15 protein-coding genes are annotated in these 17,154 nt (G+C 71.2%); 6 read left to right on the top strand and 9 right to left on the bottom strand.

The genetic code is table 11. From position 1 onward, the window contains the following. Window positions 1-6: 6 nt before the first annotated feature. Window positions 7-3,243 carry a fused isobutyryl-CoA mutase/GTPase IcmF gene (gene icmF / locus OG371_RS29820; protein WP_329058685.1) on the bottom strand — a complete coding sequence of 1,079 codons (3,237 nt, stop codon included), beginning with the start codon at window positions 3,241-3,243 and terminating at the stop codon, window positions 7-9. Between the two features lie 146 nt (window positions 3,244-3,389). Here icmF and OG371_RS29815 point away from each other — a divergent pair, with 146 nt between their 5' ends. From OG371_RS29815 to OG371_RS29800, 4 genes are all read left to right on the top strand, one after another. Further along, window positions 3,390-3,734, top strand: a complete 345-nt coding sequence (locus OG371_RS29815; protein WP_329058683.1) for an ArsR/SmtB family transcription factor — start codon at window positions 3,390-3,392, stop codon at window positions 3,732-3,734. Continuing rightward, window positions 3,731-4,162, top strand: coding sequence for an SRPBCC family protein (locus tag OG371_RS29810; protein ID WP_329058681.1), 432 nt, complete (start codon window positions 3,731-3,733; stop codon window positions 4,160-4,162). The genes OG371_RS29815 and OG371_RS29810 overlap by 4 nt, the downstream gene beginning before the upstream one ends. Continuing rightward, complete coding sequence (locus tag OG371_RS29805; RefSeq protein WP_329058679.1) at window positions 4,159-4,809, top strand: DUF899 domain-containing protein; 651 nt, start codon at window positions 4,159-4,161, stop codon at window positions 4,807-4,809. Before OG371_RS29810 ends, OG371_RS29805 begins: the two co-directional genes overlap by 4 nt. Window positions 4,810-4,910: 101 nt before the next feature. Continuing rightward, window positions 4,911-5,474 (top strand): dihydrofolate reductase family protein, encoded by a 564-nt coding sequence (locus OG371_RS29800; RefSeq protein ID WP_329058677.1) that lies wholly within the window; start codon window positions 4,911-4,913, stop codon window positions 5,472-5,474. Window positions 5,475-5,515: 41 nt separating this feature from the next. Here OG371_RS29800 and OG371_RS29795 read toward each other — a convergent pair whose 3' ends face one another. From OG371_RS29795 to OG371_RS29780, 4 genes are read right to left on the bottom strand one after another with little or no spacing between them, the layout of a single operon-like run. Beyond that, a complete protein-coding gene (locus tag OG371_RS29795) occupies window positions 5,516-6,079 on the bottom strand; it encodes a GTP-binding protein (RefSeq protein WP_091617765.1) in 564 nt (187 codons plus the stop codon). Between the two features lie 28 nt (window positions 6,080-6,107). Continuing rightward, window positions 6,108-6,878 (bottom strand): DUF742 domain-containing protein, encoded by a 771-nt coding sequence (locus OG371_RS29790; protein WP_329058675.1) that lies wholly within the window; start codon window positions 6,876-6,878, stop codon window positions 6,108-6,110. A 7-nt stretch (window positions 6,879-6,885) separates the two neighbouring features. Beyond that, window positions 6,886-7,338: a roadblock/LC7 domain-containing protein gene (locus tag OG371_RS29785; RefSeq protein WP_091617763.1), complete on the bottom strand. Its 453-nt coding sequence runs from the start codon at window positions 7,336-7,338 to the stop codon at window positions 6,886-6,888. Continuing rightward, window positions 7,335-11,630 carry a sensor histidine kinase gene (locus tag OG371_RS29780; protein WP_329058673.1) on the bottom strand — a complete coding sequence of 1,432 codons (4,296 nt, stop codon included), beginning with the start codon at window positions 11,628-11,630 and terminating at the stop codon, window positions 7,335-7,337. Before OG371_RS29780 ends, OG371_RS29785 begins: the two co-directional genes overlap by 4 nt. A gap of 975 nt (window positions 11,631-12,605) precedes the next feature. Here OG371_RS29780 and OG371_RS29775 point away from each other — a divergent pair. Continuing rightward, window positions 12,606-13,034 (top strand): DUF485 domain-containing protein, encoded by a 429-nt coding sequence (locus OG371_RS29775; protein ID WP_329058671.1) that lies wholly within the window; start codon window positions 12,606-12,608, stop codon window positions 13,032-13,034. Next, on the top strand, window positions 13,031-14,626 hold the full coding sequence (locus OG371_RS29770) for a solute symporter family protein (protein ID WP_329058669.1): 1,596 nt from the start codon (window positions 13,031-13,033) through the stop codon (window positions 14,624-14,626). The genes OG371_RS29775 and OG371_RS29770 overlap by 4 nt, the downstream gene beginning before the upstream one ends. 48 nt (window positions 14,627-14,674) lie before the next feature. Here the strand turns inward: OG371_RS29770 and OG371_RS29765 are convergent, their stop codons facing one another. From OG371_RS29765 to OG371_RS29750, 4 genes are all read right to left on the bottom strand, one after another. Further along, on the bottom strand, window positions 14,675-15,025 hold the full coding sequence (locus OG371_RS29765; RefSeq protein ID WP_329058667.1) for a DUF3817 domain-containing protein: 351 nt from the start codon (window positions 15,023-15,025) through the stop codon (window positions 14,675-14,677). A gap of 25 nt (window positions 15,026-15,050) precedes the next feature. Next, a complete protein-coding gene (locus OG371_RS29760; RefSeq protein WP_329073301.1) occupies window positions 15,051-15,407 on the bottom strand; it encodes a hypothetical protein in 357 nt (118 codons plus the stop codon). A 194-nt stretch (window positions 15,408-15,601) separates the two neighbouring features. Continuing rightward, entirely contained in the window at window positions 15,602-16,489 is an 888-nt protein-coding gene (locus OG371_RS29755; protein WP_442876003.1) for a lytic transglycosylase domain-containing protein, read from the bottom strand. Window positions 16,490-16,613: 124 nt separating this feature from the next. Beyond that, entirely contained in the window at window positions 16,614-17,096 is a 483-nt protein-coding gene (locus tag OG371_RS29750) for a helix-turn-helix transcriptional regulator (protein ID WP_329058666.1), read from the bottom strand. Window positions 17,097-17,154: the final 58 nt, after the last annotated feature.

Here is a 17,154-nt window from a genome sequence, read left to right as displayed (position 1 = left end):
GAGGCGTCAGACGTTGCGCCGGTACTGACCGCCGACCTCGAAGAACGCGTCGGTGATCTGGCCGAGCGAGCACACCCGCGCGGCGTCCATCAGCACCCCGAACAGGTTGCCGCCCCGGGTGGCGGCCTCGCGAAGCGCCTTGAGCGCGTCCTGGGCCTCCACCTGGTGGCGGTGCTGGAAGTCGGCCAGCCGGTCGAGCTGCGACTGCTTCTCGTCCTCGGTGGCCCGCGCCAGCTCGACCTCGATGTCCTCCTCGCCCGCGTGCGGGTTGCGGAAGGTGTTGACGCCGATGATCGGCAGCGACCCGTCGTGCTTCATGCGCTCGTACAGGATCGACTCGTCCTGGATCTTGCCGCGCTGGTAGCCGGTCTCCATCGCCCCGAGCACGCCGCCGCGCTCGGAGATCCGGTCGAACTCCAGCAGCACGGCCTCCTCGACCAGGTCGGTCAGCTCGTCGATGATGAACGAGCCCTGCAGCGGGTTCTCGTTCTTCGACAGGCCCCATTCCTTGTTGATGATCATCTGGATGGCCATCGCGCGGCGCACCGAGGACTCGCTCGGCGTGGTCACCGCCTCGTCGAACGCGTTGGTGTGCAAGGAGTTCGCGTTGTCGTACAGCGCGCAGAGGGCCTGCAGCGTGGTGCGGATGTCGTTGAAGCTCATCTCCTGCGCGTGCAGCGAGCGGCCCGAGGTCTGCACGTGGTACTTGAGCTTCTGCGACCGCTCGTTCGCGCCGTAGCGCTCGCGCATGGCCACGGCCCAGATCCGCCGCGCCACCCGGCCGAGCACCGAGTACTCCGCGTCCATGCCGTTGGAGAAGAAGAACGACAGGTTCGGCGCGAAGTCGTCGATGCTCATGCCGCGCGCGAGGTAGGACTCCACGTAGGTGAAGCCGTTGGACAGCGTGAACGCCAGCTGCGAGATCGGGTTCGCCCCGGCCTCGGCGATGTGGTAGCCGGAGATCGACACCGAGTAGAAGTTGCGCACCGCGTGCTCGATGAACCACTCCTGGATGTCGGCCATCATCCGCAGGCTGAACTCGGTGGAGAAGATGCAGGTGTTCTGCCCCTGGTCCTCCTTGAGGATGTCGGCCTGCACGGTGCCTCGCACGTTCTTCAGCGCCCACTCGGCCAGCTCGGCGTGCTCGTCCGCGGACGGCGCGCGCCCGTGCTCCGCCTTGAACACCTCGACCCGCTGGTCGATCGCCGTGTTCAGGAAAAACGCGAGGATCGTCGGCGCGGGGCCGTTGATCGTCATCGAAACCGAGGTGTTCGGCGCGGTCAGGTCGAAGCCGTCGTAGAGGACCTTCATGTCCTCCAGCGTCGCGATGGAGACGCCGGACGTGCCGACCTTGCCGTAGATGTCCGGGCGGGTGTCGGGGTCGTGGCCGTAGAGGGTCACCGAGTCGAACGCGGTGGACAGCCGCTTGGCCTCGGAGTCGGCCGAGAGCAGCTTGAACCGGCGGTTGGTGCGGTGCGCGTCGCCCTCGCCGGCGAACATGCGCGCCGGGTCCTCGCCCTCGCGCTTGAACGGGAAAACGCCCGCGGTGTAAGGGAAGTATCCGGGCAGGTGCTCACGGCGCAGGAACGACAGCAGCTCGCCGGGCTCGGAGTAACGCGGCAGGGCGACGCGCGGGATCCGGTTGCCCGAAAGCGTGTCGCGCCACAGCTGCGTGCGCAGCTCCTTGTCGCGGATCCTCACCACCAGCTCGTCCTGGCGGTAGTCCTGCGCCAGCGCCTCGAAGTGCTCGAGGAGCTTTGTCGACTCGCCGTCCACATCGGACTCGGCGGCGGCCAGCAGGCCCTCGAGCGCGTCGGTCGAGGCGTCCACTTCGGATAGCGCCGCCTTGGCCGCGGCAAGGTGCTCGCGCTTGCGGACGGCGGCGACCTGCTGCTCGGTCTTCTCGTGGTAGCCGCGCAGGGTCTCGGCGATCTCCGCGAGGTACCGCGCGCGGTTGCCCGGGATGACCGTGCTGGCGTCGGTGGACACCTTGCCCTCGACCGCCGGCAGCACCCCCGCCGCGACCGAAAGTCCTTGTCCCGCCAGCAGGTCACGCAGGTGCTGGTACAGCGCGGTGACGCCGTCGTCGTTGAACTTCGCCGCGCTCGTGCCGTAGACCGGCATGTCCTCGGGGCCGGAGGAGAACGCCTCGCGGTTGCGCACCAGCTGGCGGGCGACGTCGCGCCGCGCGTCCTCGGCGCCGCGGCGCTCGAACTTGTTGATCGCGACGACGTCGGCGAAGTCGAGCATGTCGATCTTCTCCAGCTGCGACGCGGCGCCGAACTCCGGCGTCATCACGTACAGCGACTCGTCCACGTAGTCGACGATGCCCGCGTCGCCCTGGCCGATGCCCGGCGTCTCCACGATCACCAGGTCGTACCCCGCGGCCTGGCAGGCGAGGATCGACTCCCGCAGCCCGACCGGGATCTCGCCGACGGTGGTGCGGGTGGCCAGCGAGCGGAAGTACACCGGCGAGCCGTCGAGGCAGTTCATCCGGATGCGGTCGCCGAGCAGCGCGCCGCCGCCCTTGCGCCGCGACGGGTCCACGGCGAGCACCGCGATCCGCAGCTTGTCCTCCTGGTCCAGGCGGAAGCGGCGGATCAGCTCGTCGGTCAGCGAGGACTTGCCGGAGCCGCCGGTGCCGGTGATGCCGAGCACCGGGACGTGCCGCTTCTTCGCCGTTTCGGTGATGGCCTTGAGCCACTCGCCGGGCAGGTTTTCGCGCTGCAGCTGGGTGATCACGCGCGCGAGCGCCGGGACGTCACCGGAGAGCAGCTTGTCCACGGAAGCGGGCGGCTGCGCCGAGAGGTCCACGTCGCAGGCCTCGATCATCGAGTTGATCATGCCCGGCAGGCCCATCTCGTAGCCGTCCTCGGGCGAGAAGATCCGCGCCACGCCCCGCGAGTGCAGCAGGTCGATCTCCTCGCGGACGATCACCCCGCCCCCGCCGCCGAACACCTTGATGTGCCCGGCGCCGCGCTCGGCCAGCAGCTCCACCAGGTAGCTGAAGTACTCGACGTGCCCGCCCTGGTAGGCGGAGATGGCGATGCCCTGCACGTCCTCGGCGATGGCGGCGGTGGCCACCTCGTCGACCGAGCGGTTGTGCCCGAGGTGCACCACCTCGGCGCCCTGGGACTGCAGGATCCGCCGCATGATGTTGATCGAGGCGTCGTGCCCGTCGAACAGGCTGGACGCGGTCACGAACCGGACCGGGTTCACCGGACGGTACAGGTCGCTGCTCATCCCCCCAAAATACTAGGACTTCCTACTATTGGAAACCCGAGGCCCGCGTAACGCAGGTCTCAGCCCGCCGTCCGGCCGGGTTGACATCTCCTTGTGCGGAGCTATATTCAACCGCGATGTTAATTAACCTAGTGATTGAATAACCGATGGCCACTGATCAGCTCAGCACCACCTTCGCCGCACTGGCCGACCCGACGCGGCGGGCCATCCTCGCCCGGCTCGCCCACGGCGAGGCCACCGTCAACGAACTGGCCGCGCCTTTCGAGGTCAGCCTCCAGGCCGTGTCGAAGCACCTGAAAGTGCTGGAACAGGCCGGGCTCGTCAGCCGCGGCCGCACCCGGCAGTGGCGTCCGTGCCGGCTCGAGGCGCGGCCGCTGGCCGTCGTCGCCGGCTGGGTGGGCGAATACCGGCAGTTCTGGGAGGCCGGCTTCGACCGCCTCGACGAGCACCTGCGCGAAATTCAGGCAACCGCAAGGGAGAACGACGGATGACCGAACACGAGCTCACCATCACCCGGGCCTTCGACGCCCCGCCCGAACTGGTCTACCGCGCCTGGACCGATCCGGACCAGCTGGCGAGCTGGCTGGGCCCGCAGGAGTCCGTCGCCTCGTCCGTGACGACCGACCCGCGGCCCGGCGGCCGGTGGCGCGCGTGCATCAGCAGCCCGGACCACCGGATCGAACGCTGGATGGAGGGCAGCTACCGCGAACTCGACCCGCCGGTGCGGCTGGTGGCCGCCGGGGTCGGCGAGACGCTGGTGACGATCACCCTCCAGGGCACCGGCGACAAGACCGAGATGACCTTCCACCAGGCCCCGTTCCCGGACGAGGTCGAACGCGACGGCCACTTCGACGGCTGGCGGTCCAGCTTCGAGGACCTCGCCCTCCAGCTCACCCGGATCCGCCAGGAGGCCCGATGACCACCGCACTCCCCCGCGTCGTTTCCGCCGAAGAGTGGCAGACCGCGCGAGAAGCCTTGCTGCGCAAGGAAAAGGAGCTCACCCGTGCGGCCGACCGGGTGGCCGCCGAGCGGCGCCGGCTGCCGATGGTCCCGTTCCCCAAGCCGTACGAGTTCACCTCGGCCGACGGCCCGAAGAGCCTGCTGGACCTGTTCGAGGGCCGCCGCCAGCTGATCGTCTACCACTTCATGCTGCACCCGGGCGACACCGCGGGCTGCCCCGGCTGCTCGCTGATCGTGGACAACATGAGCCACCCGGCGCACCTGAACGCCCGCGACGTCACGCTCACCGTGGTCGCGCCCGCGACCCTGCCCGAGATCGAGTCCTACCGGGACCGGATGGGCTGGACGGTGCCGTGGGTTTCCGCCGCGGGCAGCGACTTCACCGCCGACTGCGGCGTCGGCAGGAGCTTCGGGCTGAGCGTTTTCCTGCGCGACGGCTCGGACGTCTACCGCACGTACTTCACCACCGACCGCGGCGGCGAGCAGCTCATCGCGACCCTGCGGTACCTGGACGTGACGCCGTTCGGCCGGCAGGAGGCGTGGGAGGAATCCGGCCACGGCTCCGACGCGCCCGGCTCGTGGTGGCGCCGGCACGACGAATACTGAGCCGGAACATCCCCGGCCGGTGTCCGGTCCCCCGGACCGGCTCCGACCGGTGGGTGACGGCGTCCCCGAGAGGCGCCGCCCGGTGAAAGAGGGTCTACGTCATGGGTGAGCTCGTCTACCAGGTCCACGTCTCGCTCGACGGCTGCGTCGAGGGGCCGCGCGGGGAGTTCGACTGGGCGCCGATGGGGCCGGAGCTGGCCGTCCACAGCGAAACGCTCACCGCGCGTTCCGCGGTACTGGCCTACGGGCGGCGGGTGTGGCAGATGATGGCCGGCTACTGGCCGACGGCCGAGGCCTTGGACGATCCGCACGGCCGCGCGTTCGCGCCGGTCTGGCTGGAGATGCCGAAGGTCGTCTTCTCCCGCACCCTGGCCGAGGCGCGCTGGAACACGCGGGTGCTGAGCGGTGACCTGGCCGAAGAGGTGGCGGCGCTCAAAGCCGCCCACGAGAAGGACATCCTGCTCATCGGCGGGGCGAGGCTGCCGGCCGAGCTGAGCCGGCTCGGGCTGATCGACGAGTACCAGGTCTTCGTCCACCCCGTGGTGCTGGGCGGCGACAAGCGCCCGTTCGCCGTGGACGCCGAGCGGCTCGAGCTGGAGCTGGTCGAGTCCCGGGTGTTCGACGGCCGCGCGGTACTGCTGCGCTACCGGCGGTCCGCGGGCTGAGGCCGCGCCGGGTCACCGAAGCGGTGACCCGGCAGCCGCGGTCAGCGGGCCTTGGCCGCCCGGAGGGCGATCCACTGGCGCATGGCGTACTCGACGAGCGTGATCAGCGTCTGCTTGGTCGACTCGCGGTCCCGGGCGTCACAGCGCACGATCGGGATGTTCGGGTCGATCGACAGCGCCTCGCGCACGTCGTTGATGTCGTGCTCCAGCACCCCGTCGAAGGTGTTGACGCCGACGATGTAGGGCAGGCCGCGGTCCTCGAAGAAGTCGATCGGCGCGAACGAGTCCGCCAGCCGGCGGGTGTCGGCCAGCACGACGGCGCCGATCGCGCCCCGGACCAGGTCGTCCCACATGAACCAGAACCGCTGCTGGCCCGGGGTGCCGAACAGGTACAGGATCAGGTCGGCGTCGAGCGACACGCGGCCGAAGTCCATGGCGACCGTGGTGGTCGTCTTGTTCGGGGTCTGGTCGAGGTTGTCGATGCCGCGGCTCGCGTCGGTCATCATCGCCTCGGTGGTCAGCGGCACGATCTCCGACACCGAGCCCACGAACGTCGTTTTGCCCGCGCCGAAGCCGCCCGCCACCACGATCTTCGCCGATGTCATGGTCGGGGGCGCGGTGTCCCGCGGTGCCTTAAAGCCGACGGAGTCCACTCAAAACCCTTTCCATCAACATCAAGTGTGCTTCGGCGCCGTCATTGCCCGTGATCGTCCGGTGCACCGTGACCAGCCCCGCGTCGGCCGCGTCGCTGATCAACACCCTGGCGACCCCCAGTGGCACCCGCAGGGCCGCCGCGATCTCGGCGACCGAGCGCGGGGTCCGGCACTCTTCCATGATCGAGAAGCTCTCGATCTGCTCCGCCGCCGCGTGGGGGAAGCCCCCCGCGCCGGCCTGGTCCTTCGTGGAGACCAGGGTCTCCAGTTCGAGCGCGTAGTTCGCCCGCGTGCGCCCGCCGGTGAGAGCGTACGGCCGGACGATCGCGGTCTCCTCGGCCGGGTCCACCCGATCGGGTCGCGCCGGCGTGGGGAACGAGGGCGGCATGACGAACTCGCCGCTCGGCGGTCCGGGATCGAAGAGCCCGCCTGGTCTGGGACCGTCCGCGTCGGTACTGCCCGGTGGAGAGACTAGAGAGGTCACACGATCTCCTATCTCGGCCGGCGGCGGCGCCGCCGGCGGTTCCGCGGCCGCGTGCGCTCCGGCGGCCGGGGTTTCGGGGGACTGGGACTCCTTGGGCTCTTTGGCGGTCTTCTTCCGCTTGCGGCGGGAGCGGCCGGAATCGAGGCTGAAGCCGTTGAGGACGTCGGCGAACGTGCCGTCGTCGCGGGCAGCACGAGGGGCCTCCGCGCGCGGAGGCTCGCCACCCTCTCCCGGTTCCTCGCCGAACGATCCGGACCCCGTGCTCATCGCCAGATCATCCCACCGGTTCGCCGATCAGCGAGCCACCCGCGCCCTGCAGCTGCGCGCGCAGTTCCGGGGTGAGGATCTGCCCGACCCGGTCGACCAGCATCGTCATCTCGTAGGCGACCTGGCCGATGTCGCAGTTCGGCGCCGCGAGGATCGCGAGGCAGGAGCCGTCGCTGATCGACATGAGCACCATGATGCCGAGCTCCATCTCGACCACGGTCTCGTTGACCGCGCCCGCCTCGAAGCAGCGGGCCGCGCCCTGGGTCAGGCTGACCAGCCCGGACGCCACCGCGGCCAGCTGGTCGGCACGGTCGAGCGGCAGCCGGTTGGAGGCCGTGAGCAGCAGCCCGTCCGCGGACACCACCACCGCGTGCGCGACACCCGGGACGCGCTCGGCGAAGTCGTTCACCAGCCAGCCGAACTGGTTCTGCTGCGGCTGGGCCGTATTCGGCGAGGTCATTCACCCTCCAGTGTTTCGTGGTTGGTCTCGGCGGCGGCCTGCGCGGTGCGGTGCCGGCCACGCTGGATGCCCTGCTGGAAACTGCTCAGGCGGCCGCGCACGTCATGCGCGTCGCGAGTCGGACGGGGACCCGCCGTCCCGGAAGGCGGCGGAGCGCTGCCCGGGAGCAGCTGCTCCCCTCGACGGCGCCGGGGCAATCCTGCCGAAGTGAACAAAGCGGGTGTCGACTGGGACACCGCTTCGACCTGTCGCCACTCGTCATCCGGCCCGAAATTCCACTCGGACTCGGGTGCATCGGACGAAGCACCCAGAATTTCGGGCACCGTGGTGGGCAGGTCCCGCGGCCCGTCCGCCGGCGGTCCCGGCGGCACCTCGGTAGCCGCCGGACGACGCGCGGGCAGCGACGCGGGAGCGACGTCCGGACGGCTGGGTGCGTCCGGCTCCGGCTCCGGACGCGCAGGCGCTTCCGCCCCCGGACGCCTGGACGGCAACCCGTCCGGACGGCCGGGCTCGGGGTGCGGCGCGAGCGCCTCCGGCTGAACCGTTTCCTGGCTCGGCGCGGCGTGCTGCGCGTCCGGCTGGACGGTCTGCGGTGCACTCGCCTCCGGGCTCGCGGTCTGCGGCGCGGTGTCTGCACGGCCGTTCTGCGGAGCGACGGTGTCCGGGCGAATGGCCTGCGGTGCGGTCGAATCCGGGCGGATGGTCTGCTCGGGGTCGAACGTCGGCCGGGCGTCCGGGCGCGGGGTGAAGGCTTCGGCGCCACGGCCGGCCGTCTGCCGCGGGTCGGCCGTGGACGGTGCCTGCGCGGCCATCCGGTCCGTGTAGGACTGGAAGACGTCCTGCCCGGCAGCCGAGGGACCTTGCGGAACACGACCGGCATTCGGGCCGAAAGCCGCCGGGGAAAGCGGTCCGCCAAGCCCCTGGCCCGGTGCCGGGGCGACCGGTCCACCAGAACCGTTGCCCGCTGCGGGAGCGAACGATCCCCCAGGCTCCTGGCCCGGCGCCGGAGCGAACGATCCGGCAGAGCCGTGGCCGGCAGCCGGAGCGACCGGTCCACCGGAGTCGTGGCCTGCTGCCGGGGCGAGCGGTCCGGCAATGCCCTGGCCGGGTGCCGGGGCGACCGGTCCGGCAAGCCCCTGGCTCTGAGCCGGGGCGTCCGTCCCGGGTGCCTTGCCCGGCGCGGTGTCCGGCTGGTCGAGGCGACCCGCGACGGGGGTCTCGGCGCCGCTAGTCCCGTCGAGCCGTCCGAGTGCCTGTGCACCCAGTCCCTGCGACGGTCCGGGCTCGACCGGCTGCCCGGTCCCGGCCGGTTCGGCGAAGGGACCAGCAGCCGTGGGCTCGGTGGTGGCGCGGGTTTCCTGGCGGCCGCGGGTCACGCCGCGCTGGAAGCTGTTCAGCCGGCCGCGGACGTCCGAGGGGTCGCGGACCGGGAGCTCCGGCCTGGCCGAAGCCTCGGCCGCCGACGGCTCCGAGGTCGCGCTGCCCGGCATGAGCTGCTCGCCGCGGCGGCGGCGCGGCAGCCCGGCCGGGGTGAACGTGGTGGGCTCGGCCTGCGACACCGCCTGGACGGTGCGCCAGTTCTCGTCGCTCGCGAAGTCCCAGTTCCGCTCGTCCTGCTCCGGCGTGGTGACCGGGGCGAGGCCGTCCTGGACCCCCGCTTCCGAAGCCTCGGCAGATTCAGCCGGCTCGGCGGGCGAGGCCGCGGCCTCCTTGGGATCGGCCGCCGGGGCCGGCGAGCGGAACCAGACCGAGAGCATCTCGTCGAAGATCGGCGTGGTCTCGATGGTCGTCTCGGCGGCCGACGGCGGCGGCACCTCCGGCACCTTCTGCGCGGCCTGGTTCCACCAGTCGCTCAGCGTGGTTCCGTTGGCGGAGAACAGGTCCTTGCCCGAAGGCAGCTCGCCCTGACGCCGTCCCTCCGAACCCGAAGGCTCGGGCGCCTCGACGGGTTCCGCGGTCTCGACGGCCTCGGCGGGCGGCTCGGGTTCGGGCTCGGGCCGTGGCGGCGGGACCTGCAGGATCTGCGGCACCCGCGGCAGCGGCGGCGGGCCGTCCTCGCGCGGGATCGGGCTGAACAGCGCGGTCCCGGAGATCTCGAGGTCCGACGGCGGCCGCACGCCCGGGGCGGCCTGCTGGCCGTTGGCGTACCCGGAGAGGTCGCCGAACGACGGCCGCAGCTGGTCATCGCCGGAGCTCTGCTGCAGCGGCACCGCGCCGGGGCGGGCCGAGCCGTTGACCGGGCGCTGGCGCCGCGGCAGGCCGCCGGGGCTCACCGGCGGGGCGGCGACGCTCTTCATCGGGCCGGTGTGCGGCGCGCCGTCCACCACCGCGCCGGTCATCACCAGCTCCGGCGGGACCAGCACGGTGGCGCGCACGCCGACGATGTCCTTGCCGCCGTGCAGCGAGACGCCGATGCGGTGGCGCCCGGCCAGGCGGCCGACCACGAACAGGCCCATCCGGCGCGAGGTGGCGAGGTCGACCGAGCCGGCCTCGGTGAGGCGGCTGTTGGCCTCCACCACCTCGTACTCGTTCATCCCGATGCCCTTGTCCAGGATGTCGATGTTGAGCGAGCCGTCGTCGGCGAGCCGCGTCGCGACCGTCACCTGTGTCTCCGGTGCGGAGAACGCGGTGGCGTTGTCGAGCAGCTCGGCCACGAGACGCTGCACGTCGCTGGCGGCGAACCCGACGATCTTCACCGCGGGCGGCTGCTGCACCGAAACCCGTTGGTACTGCTCGATCTCCGAGACGGCGGCGCGCAGCACGTCGTGCGCGCTCACCGGCTGCCCGGAGCGGCGCCCCGGCTCGGCGCCGGACAGCACCATCAGGTTCTCGTTGTTGCGCCGCATCCGGGTGGCGAGGTGGTCGAGCTGGAACAGCGTGGCGAGCTGGTCGGCGTCCTCCTCGTCGCGCTCCAGCCGCTCGATCAGCTGCAGCTGCCGCTGCACGAGGCTCTGGCTGCGCCGCGACAGGTTGACGAACACGCTGCTGTAGCCGGCGCGCATCGCGGCCTGCTCCGTCGCGAGCCGCAGCGCCTGGCTGTGCACCTTCTCGAAGGCGCGCGCCACCTCACCGACCTCGTCGTGCGCGTGCACCGGCACCGGCGCGACGTCGATGCTCTGGGAGCGGCCCTCCTGGATGTTCCGGACCGCGGCCGGCAGCTCCTTCTCCGCGACGTCCAGCGCGCTGCGGCGCAGGGTGGACAGCGAGCGGAGCAGCTGGCGGGTGATCAGGAAGACGACCGCGGCGGCCACGACCAGCGCGGCGAACAGCAGCACGGCGAGCAGGCCGGCACTGCTGCTGGCGTCCTCGACCAGCGCCGCCGACGCGCTCGTCGCCTGGGCGCCGAGCCGCTTGCCGACGTCGCCCAGCTGGTTCACCACGGCGGTGGAGGTGGTGTTCCACTCCTGGGCCGACATCCCGCGCAGCGCGTCCTCGCTGGTCGCGCCCTGCTCGCCCAGCGCCTGGCCGACCATCCGCTTGCGGTCGTAGGAGGAGTCGGGCTTGAGCGTGCTGTCGAGGTCCTGGCGCTGCGGCGCGGTGGCGGCGGCGTTGAAGTCGTCCATCCGGTCGTCGAACCGGAGCTCCGCGTCGCGCACGTCGCTGAGCTGCTGGGGCGGCAGGCCGCCGCGCGAGATGCCGAACGCGATCAGCGCCTGGCTGACCGAGGCCTGCTCCTTGGCGGCCTCGAGGTCGTGCAGCGCGTTCGGGGTGCCGCCGAGCGCGTCGGCGCTGGCGCCCGCGGCCACCGCGGTGTCGGCGGCGATCAAGGCGGTGGTCACGGCGTTGTAGTCGCTGACCGCCTCGGCCGCGTCCAGCAGCCCGGCGCCGACCTGCTGGCGGATCACGGTGATCTCGTTGACCTGCGCGGTGGCGGAGTTGACCGCGCCGGACACGCTGGACTCGTCGGCGCCGACCCGGCCCGCGGCCGTGGTGAAGGGGTCGACCGCGGCGTCGGTGGCCGCGCGGGCGGCCTTCAGCTCCGGGGTCACCCCGGCCGAGCCGGCGGTCAGCTGCTGCGCGGTCAGGGTGCGCTCGTGCTGCAACCCGTCGGTGAGCGCCCGCAGCTGAGTGCTCAGCCCGACCAGCCGGTCGATCCGCTCGTAGTCGTCGGAACGGCTGACCTGGCCGAAGATCGCGGTGACACCGAGCACTACCGCGAGCACGATGGGGACCAGCGTGACGGCCGACAGCTTTACTGCCAGGCTCCAGTCGCGCCAGCCCAGCACCGCGCGCCAGCCGGTCGACCAGCGCGACCGCCGGGGCGGGCGGCCGAGCAGTTTCCCAACAGGCACCTGGCCTTCTCCTGCAACGGTCACGAAAGTGACTCCCTGTCCGGCGTCGTGGCTGCCCGTCGACGGCCTCCGGTGCTCCCGGCGCGGCCGTCGGCATTCCGCCGACCCGCGCGAACGACCCCGGAGGGGCACCATGGAGCCGATCGGTCCCCCCGGCGCCCGGAACTGTGGTTCCCGGGACTCTGCACGTGCATGGCGCAAGTTGCGTACTGCATGCGGGTGGTCGAGATCAACTTGTCTGTGCCTATCGATCGCTGCGGTCAGCTGGGCCAAAGAATCGTACACCAATCCCGGCCGGGATAATTCTCTTCCACTTCGACTGGCTGACCAGGGAAAAGGTCCTTAACGCTCCGGGCACGCGGCCCCGATTCGCCTCGTTGGGCTTCAACCGGGAATTCCGGTTACCGGTTGACTGGGGTCGCGGCATCCGGCCGTCACCCGATTAGCCCACGCAGCGTAGTCAGAGCACCCTGGAGATCTACGCTCCGTGCCCCCATCGGGTTGGTCAAGTGTCAAGATAAACCCGATGTTGTGGTGTAGCAGCAACTCGCCGCCCGACCCGGTGATTTCTTTCGGGATCCCCTGCCGGCCTGCGAATCCTCTTCCAGCCCCCGTGAGGGAACCGCGGGAGCGGGGCCGACGCCCCGGTTGCTGGCTACCGGGGGTGACACATTCTGGTCATCGGCGAGTGCCACTCAACCATTTGCCGCAGCCTTCCCGAGCTGCGGCGACGCCGGGTGACAACACCTCCACTATTCCGAGTGATCTGCTCGTGATCAAACTTCGGGCGACCGTTTTTGCGTATTTCCGACGGTTAAAGGAATTCCGGGACCCGTCTGCGGAACCGGCTTTTTCCGCGACACCGGGCCGTCGTTACTATGGCCGCCTCCCTGTCCGCAAGAGCAGACCGGGTGCCACTCGAACGAGGGGCGCCGACCCGGCCCCGCCCACGGACGCAAGTTGCCGGAGGCACCCATGCACGACGTCACGCGGCCCCCCGCGACGAGCAACTCGCTCGACGAGACCGGCCAGCTGCCGGCCCTGTTCGCCCGCGAGGGCGAAGCACCCGCCGCGACCGCCCCGAACGGGCCCGATTACGACCTGATCCAGCGCAGCCCCGAGTTCCGCACCCTGCGCCGCCGGCTCCGCGGGTTCGTCTTCCCGATGAGCATCGGCTTCTTCGCCTGGTACCTGACCTACGTGGTGCTGGCCGCCTATGCCGAGGACTTCATGAGCACCCCGGTGTTCGGGCTGGTGAACGTGGGCATGCTGTTCGGGCTCGCGCAGTTCGTGACCACCGCGCTGATCACCCTGCTCTACGTCCGGTTCGCCAACCGGCAGATCGACCCGAGGGTCGCCGAGCTCAGGGAACGCGCCGCCGTGACGGAAGGAACCCAGCAGTGACCGTGTTGGCCGAAAGCACGCCCGGGAGCAACCCGCTCGTGAACACCGGGGTCTTCGCCCTGTTCGTGGCGATCACCCTGTACGTGGTCTACCGGGCCGGGAACCGGGGCCAGAAGACCTCGACCGCCGACTACTACGCGGCGGACAGCGCCTTCACCGGACGGCAGAACGGCGTCGCGCTCTCGGGCGACTTCCTGTCGGCCGCCTCGTTCCTGGGCATCGCCGGGGCGATCGCGATCCACGGCTACGACGGCTTCCTCTACTCCATCGGCTTCCTGGTGGCCTGGCTGGTCGACCTCCTGCTGATCGCCGAGCTGCTGCGCAACACCGGCCGGTTCACCATGGGCGACGTGCTGAGCTTCCGGATGCGCCAGCGCCCGGTCCGCGCCGCGTCGGCGACCTCGACGCTGGTCATCTCCTTCTTCTACATGCTGGCGCAGATGGCCGGCGCCGGCGGCCTGGTCGCCCTGCTGCTGGACGTGCACTCCAAGCTGGGCCAGGCGCTGGTGATCGCCGTGGTCGGCATGGTCATGGTCGTCTACGTGCTGGTCGGCGGGATGAAGGGCACCACCTGGGTGCAGATCATCAAGGCGAGCATCCTGCTGATCGCCGCCACGCTGATCACCGTGTTCCTGTTCGGCAAGTACGGCTTCAGCTTCTCCAACCTGCTCACCGCGGCGACCGACCACAGCCCGATGGGCAAGGAGCTGCTGGAGCCCGGCGGCTCGTACGGGAAGAGCGGCACCACCAAGCTCGACTTCGTCTCGCTGTCGCTGGCACTGGTGCTCGGCATCGCCTCGCTGCCGCACGTGCTGATGCGCTTCTACACCGTGCCGAACTCCCGTGAGGCCCGCCGCTCGGTGGTCTGGGCCACCGCGTGCATGTTCGTGTTCTACCTGTGCACGCTGGTGATCGGCTTCGGCGCGGCGGCGCTGGTGGGCGCGGACGAGATCAAGAGCGCGCCGGGCGGCGAGAACTCCGCGGCCCCGCTGCTGGCCCTGCACATCGGCGGCACGCTGCTGCTCGGCATCGTCTCCGCGGTCGCGTTCGCCACCATCCTGGCCGTGGTCGCGGGCCTGACGATCACCGCGTCGGCCTCGTTCGCGCACGACGTCTACGCGAACATCGTCAAGCGCGGCAAGGCCGAGCCCGCCGACGAGGTGCGGGTGGCGCGGCTGACCGCGCTGGTGGTCGGCGTGCTGGCGATCCTCGGCGGCATCCTGGTCAACGGGCAGAACATCGCGTTCCTGGTCGCGCTGGCGCTGGCCGTGGCGGCGTCGGCGAACCTCTCGACGCTGCTGTACTCGCTGTTCTGGAAGCGGTTCAACACGACCGGCACGCTGTGGAGCATCTACGGCGGGCTGAGCGCCTGCCTGCTGCTGGTGCTGTTCTCGCCGGTGGTCTCCGGCGCGCCCGACTCGATCTTCCCGGGCATCGACTTCCACTGGTTCCCGCTCAAGAACCCGGGCCTGGTCTCGATCCCGTTCTCGTTCCTGTGCGGGGCGATCGGCACCTTCGCCGGCAAGTCGAAGGCCGACACGGCCAAGCAGGCCGAGATGGAGGTCCGGTCGCTGACCGGCATCGGCTCCTGACCCGGCGCGTGAGGGGTGGCCGGACGCCGCCCCTCACGCGCGGGCGGCTCAGAAGATGTTCTGCCCGGCCGAAACGCGGTGGGTCACCCGGCGCTCGACCAGGAACGACACGAACGGCACGCAGCCGGCCAGCAGCACCAGCACCGTGCTCTTGATCGACCAGCGGGCCTTGATCGCCAGGTCGATGGTGAGCACCAGGTAGATCATGTAGAGCACGCCGTGGATCGGCGAGTAGACGGCCGCCGGGGTGGCGTTGCCGAAGCCGTATTCGATGACCATCGTCGCGCACAGCGCGAGCAGGCCGACACCGGTCACGTACGCGCTGACGCGGAAGCGCAGCAGCGGGCCGGACAGCGGCGCCGGGCGGGTCTTCGCGGCACCCTCGGTGCTCGTGGTCATGGGCTGGTCCTCACTTCTGCGGGCTTCAGGACTGCTGGTCGCGGGCGTGCAGCTCGCGCAGGTAGCTGTTGTACGCGGCGAGTTCGGCGTCTTCCTCGGTGACGACGGCCGGCTGGCGCACCAGGGCGCGCCTCGGGGCGGGCACGGTCACCTCGGCCGGCACGGCCCGCGGCGCGGCCGGGTCCGCCGCCTCGGCCTGCTCGCGCTCGCGCAGTTTCTTGATGCGCCAGAACATGAACGCCGGGAAGAGGCCGAACAGCGGCCACTGCAGCACGTAACCGAGGTTCTGGAAGGTGCCGCTGGCGGACATGAACCGGTCCCACTGCCACCAGGCCAGCCCGCAGCAGAGCGCGAGGCTCACGAGGCACGTCACGGCGATCATGAGCCGGCGCCCGAGCAGGGACGGGGCCGGGCCGGAGTTCGCTGGCACGGACTAGACGCTAGCACTGGGAATCCGCCGCCCGATGGGGAGGCGCACCGGGCGTGACCCGCCGCTCAGCCGCTGACCACGGGTTTCGCACGGATTTCACACCACGGCCGGACGCCGGGGACGAACGCGGCGGAACTCCCCCCTCGTCAGCCGGCCTTCACCTGCTGCGCGCTCTTGGCGTACCCGTCGGCTAGGCCGAACACCTTCTGCGCGTACTCGGTGGAGTTGTTGTACGACAGGATGCCCGACCACCAGCCGGACGGCGTCGCCATGTCGCGCCCGCCCGCGCAGAGGTACCGGCCCGCCGCGAGCGCGGCGTCGTCGATCTGCTGCGGGTCGCCGATGCCGTCGCCGTTGCCGTCGGACGCCCACTTGCGCCAGGTGCTGGGGATGAACTGCATCGGGCCGACGGCGCGGTCGGTCACCGGGTCGCCGTCGATCCGGCCGCCGTCGGTGTCGGCGATGGCCTGCACTCCGGCCGAGCCGTTGAGCGGGACGCCGATGATCGGCTTGGACGGGCGGCCGTCGGCGCCGAGCACGGCCCCGCCGTACTGGCCGTGGTTCGACTCGATGCGGCCGATGCCGGCCAGCGTGGCCCAGGAGATGCGGCAGCCCGGGTCGGCCGCGCGCATCGCCAGCTCCGCATTGCCGTACGCGTGCAGGGCCCGCGCCGGGATGCCGGTGACCCCGGCGACCTTCTGCGCCCACCCGTCGAGCGGGTCGCCGCCCGAGGGCTGCGCGGACTGGGGTGCGGTGCCTTCACTGGCGCCGCCCGCGGCGACGGCGCTGACCGGCGCGATCGAACCGGGCTTCACGTCGGCCGCTTTGACGCTCAGCGCCGGGATGTCGGTGGTGGTCGGGCTCGCCACCGGCGCCGAAGCGCGGGTGACCAGCCAGACTCCCCCGCCGGCCACGGCCAGCACCACGATCACCACGGCCAGCCGCACGGCCACGGCCACCCCGTGTCGGGGGCGGGCCGGGCCCGGTGCGGCCGGGGCCACGGCCTCGTCCTCGGTCTGTCCGGTGGTCGGCACGAAACTCAGGTCCTCCAGCGCAGCGGTCGGTCCCTCACACAACGAGCCCGCGCAGGTTAGCGTTACGCGGTACCGCGGATCGGGGCCGCCACGCCGGTTCACCCGGCCGTGCAGGACCGTCCCATCAGGCGGACTTCTGCTGCCTCGCCAGCCGGGCCACGCACCACGCCGGGGCGCTGCCGCGGCGCAGGTGCTGCAGCACGGTCATCGGGCCGAGCCGGCGGCTCAGGTCCGAGGGCGCCAGGCCCGCCGCGCGGTAGTCGAGGGCCCGCTGGTCGAGCGGGCTGATGCCGGCGTCCCACCACAGCTCGGCCTCGGCGACGTCGCCGACCATCTGCCACCAGCCGGCGGCGGCCACGAGCAGTTCTTCGGGGACCTCGGGCAGGCGGACGCGCATGGCGTCGAGATAACCGGGGTCGGCCGCGTCGACCGGGGCCCAGCGCGAGGGGCCGGACCGGGCCCGCTGGCCGGGGATGCCGGGTGGCGCAGGGGGCGCGTCGGCCAGCCAGGCGGACGCGATGCGGTCGACCTCCTGCTCCTCGGGGGTCCGCTCGCGTTCCGCGGCCCACTGCCGGATCAACGCGTCCACTCCGGGATCTCCGGTCATCCCTGCCTCCTCATTGGTCCCCGACGGGCCGGCCCTGACCGCCGGCCCCGTTGCGCTG

This window comes from Amycolatopsis sp. NBC_01480, assembly GCF_036227205.1.
Taxonomy (GTDB): domain Bacteria; phylum Actinomycetota; class Actinomycetes; order Mycobacteriales; family Pseudonocardiaceae; genus Amycolatopsis.
The sequence above is the reverse complement of the archived record's forward strand: the minus strand, read 5'-3'. Positions and strand labels throughout refer to the sequence as shown.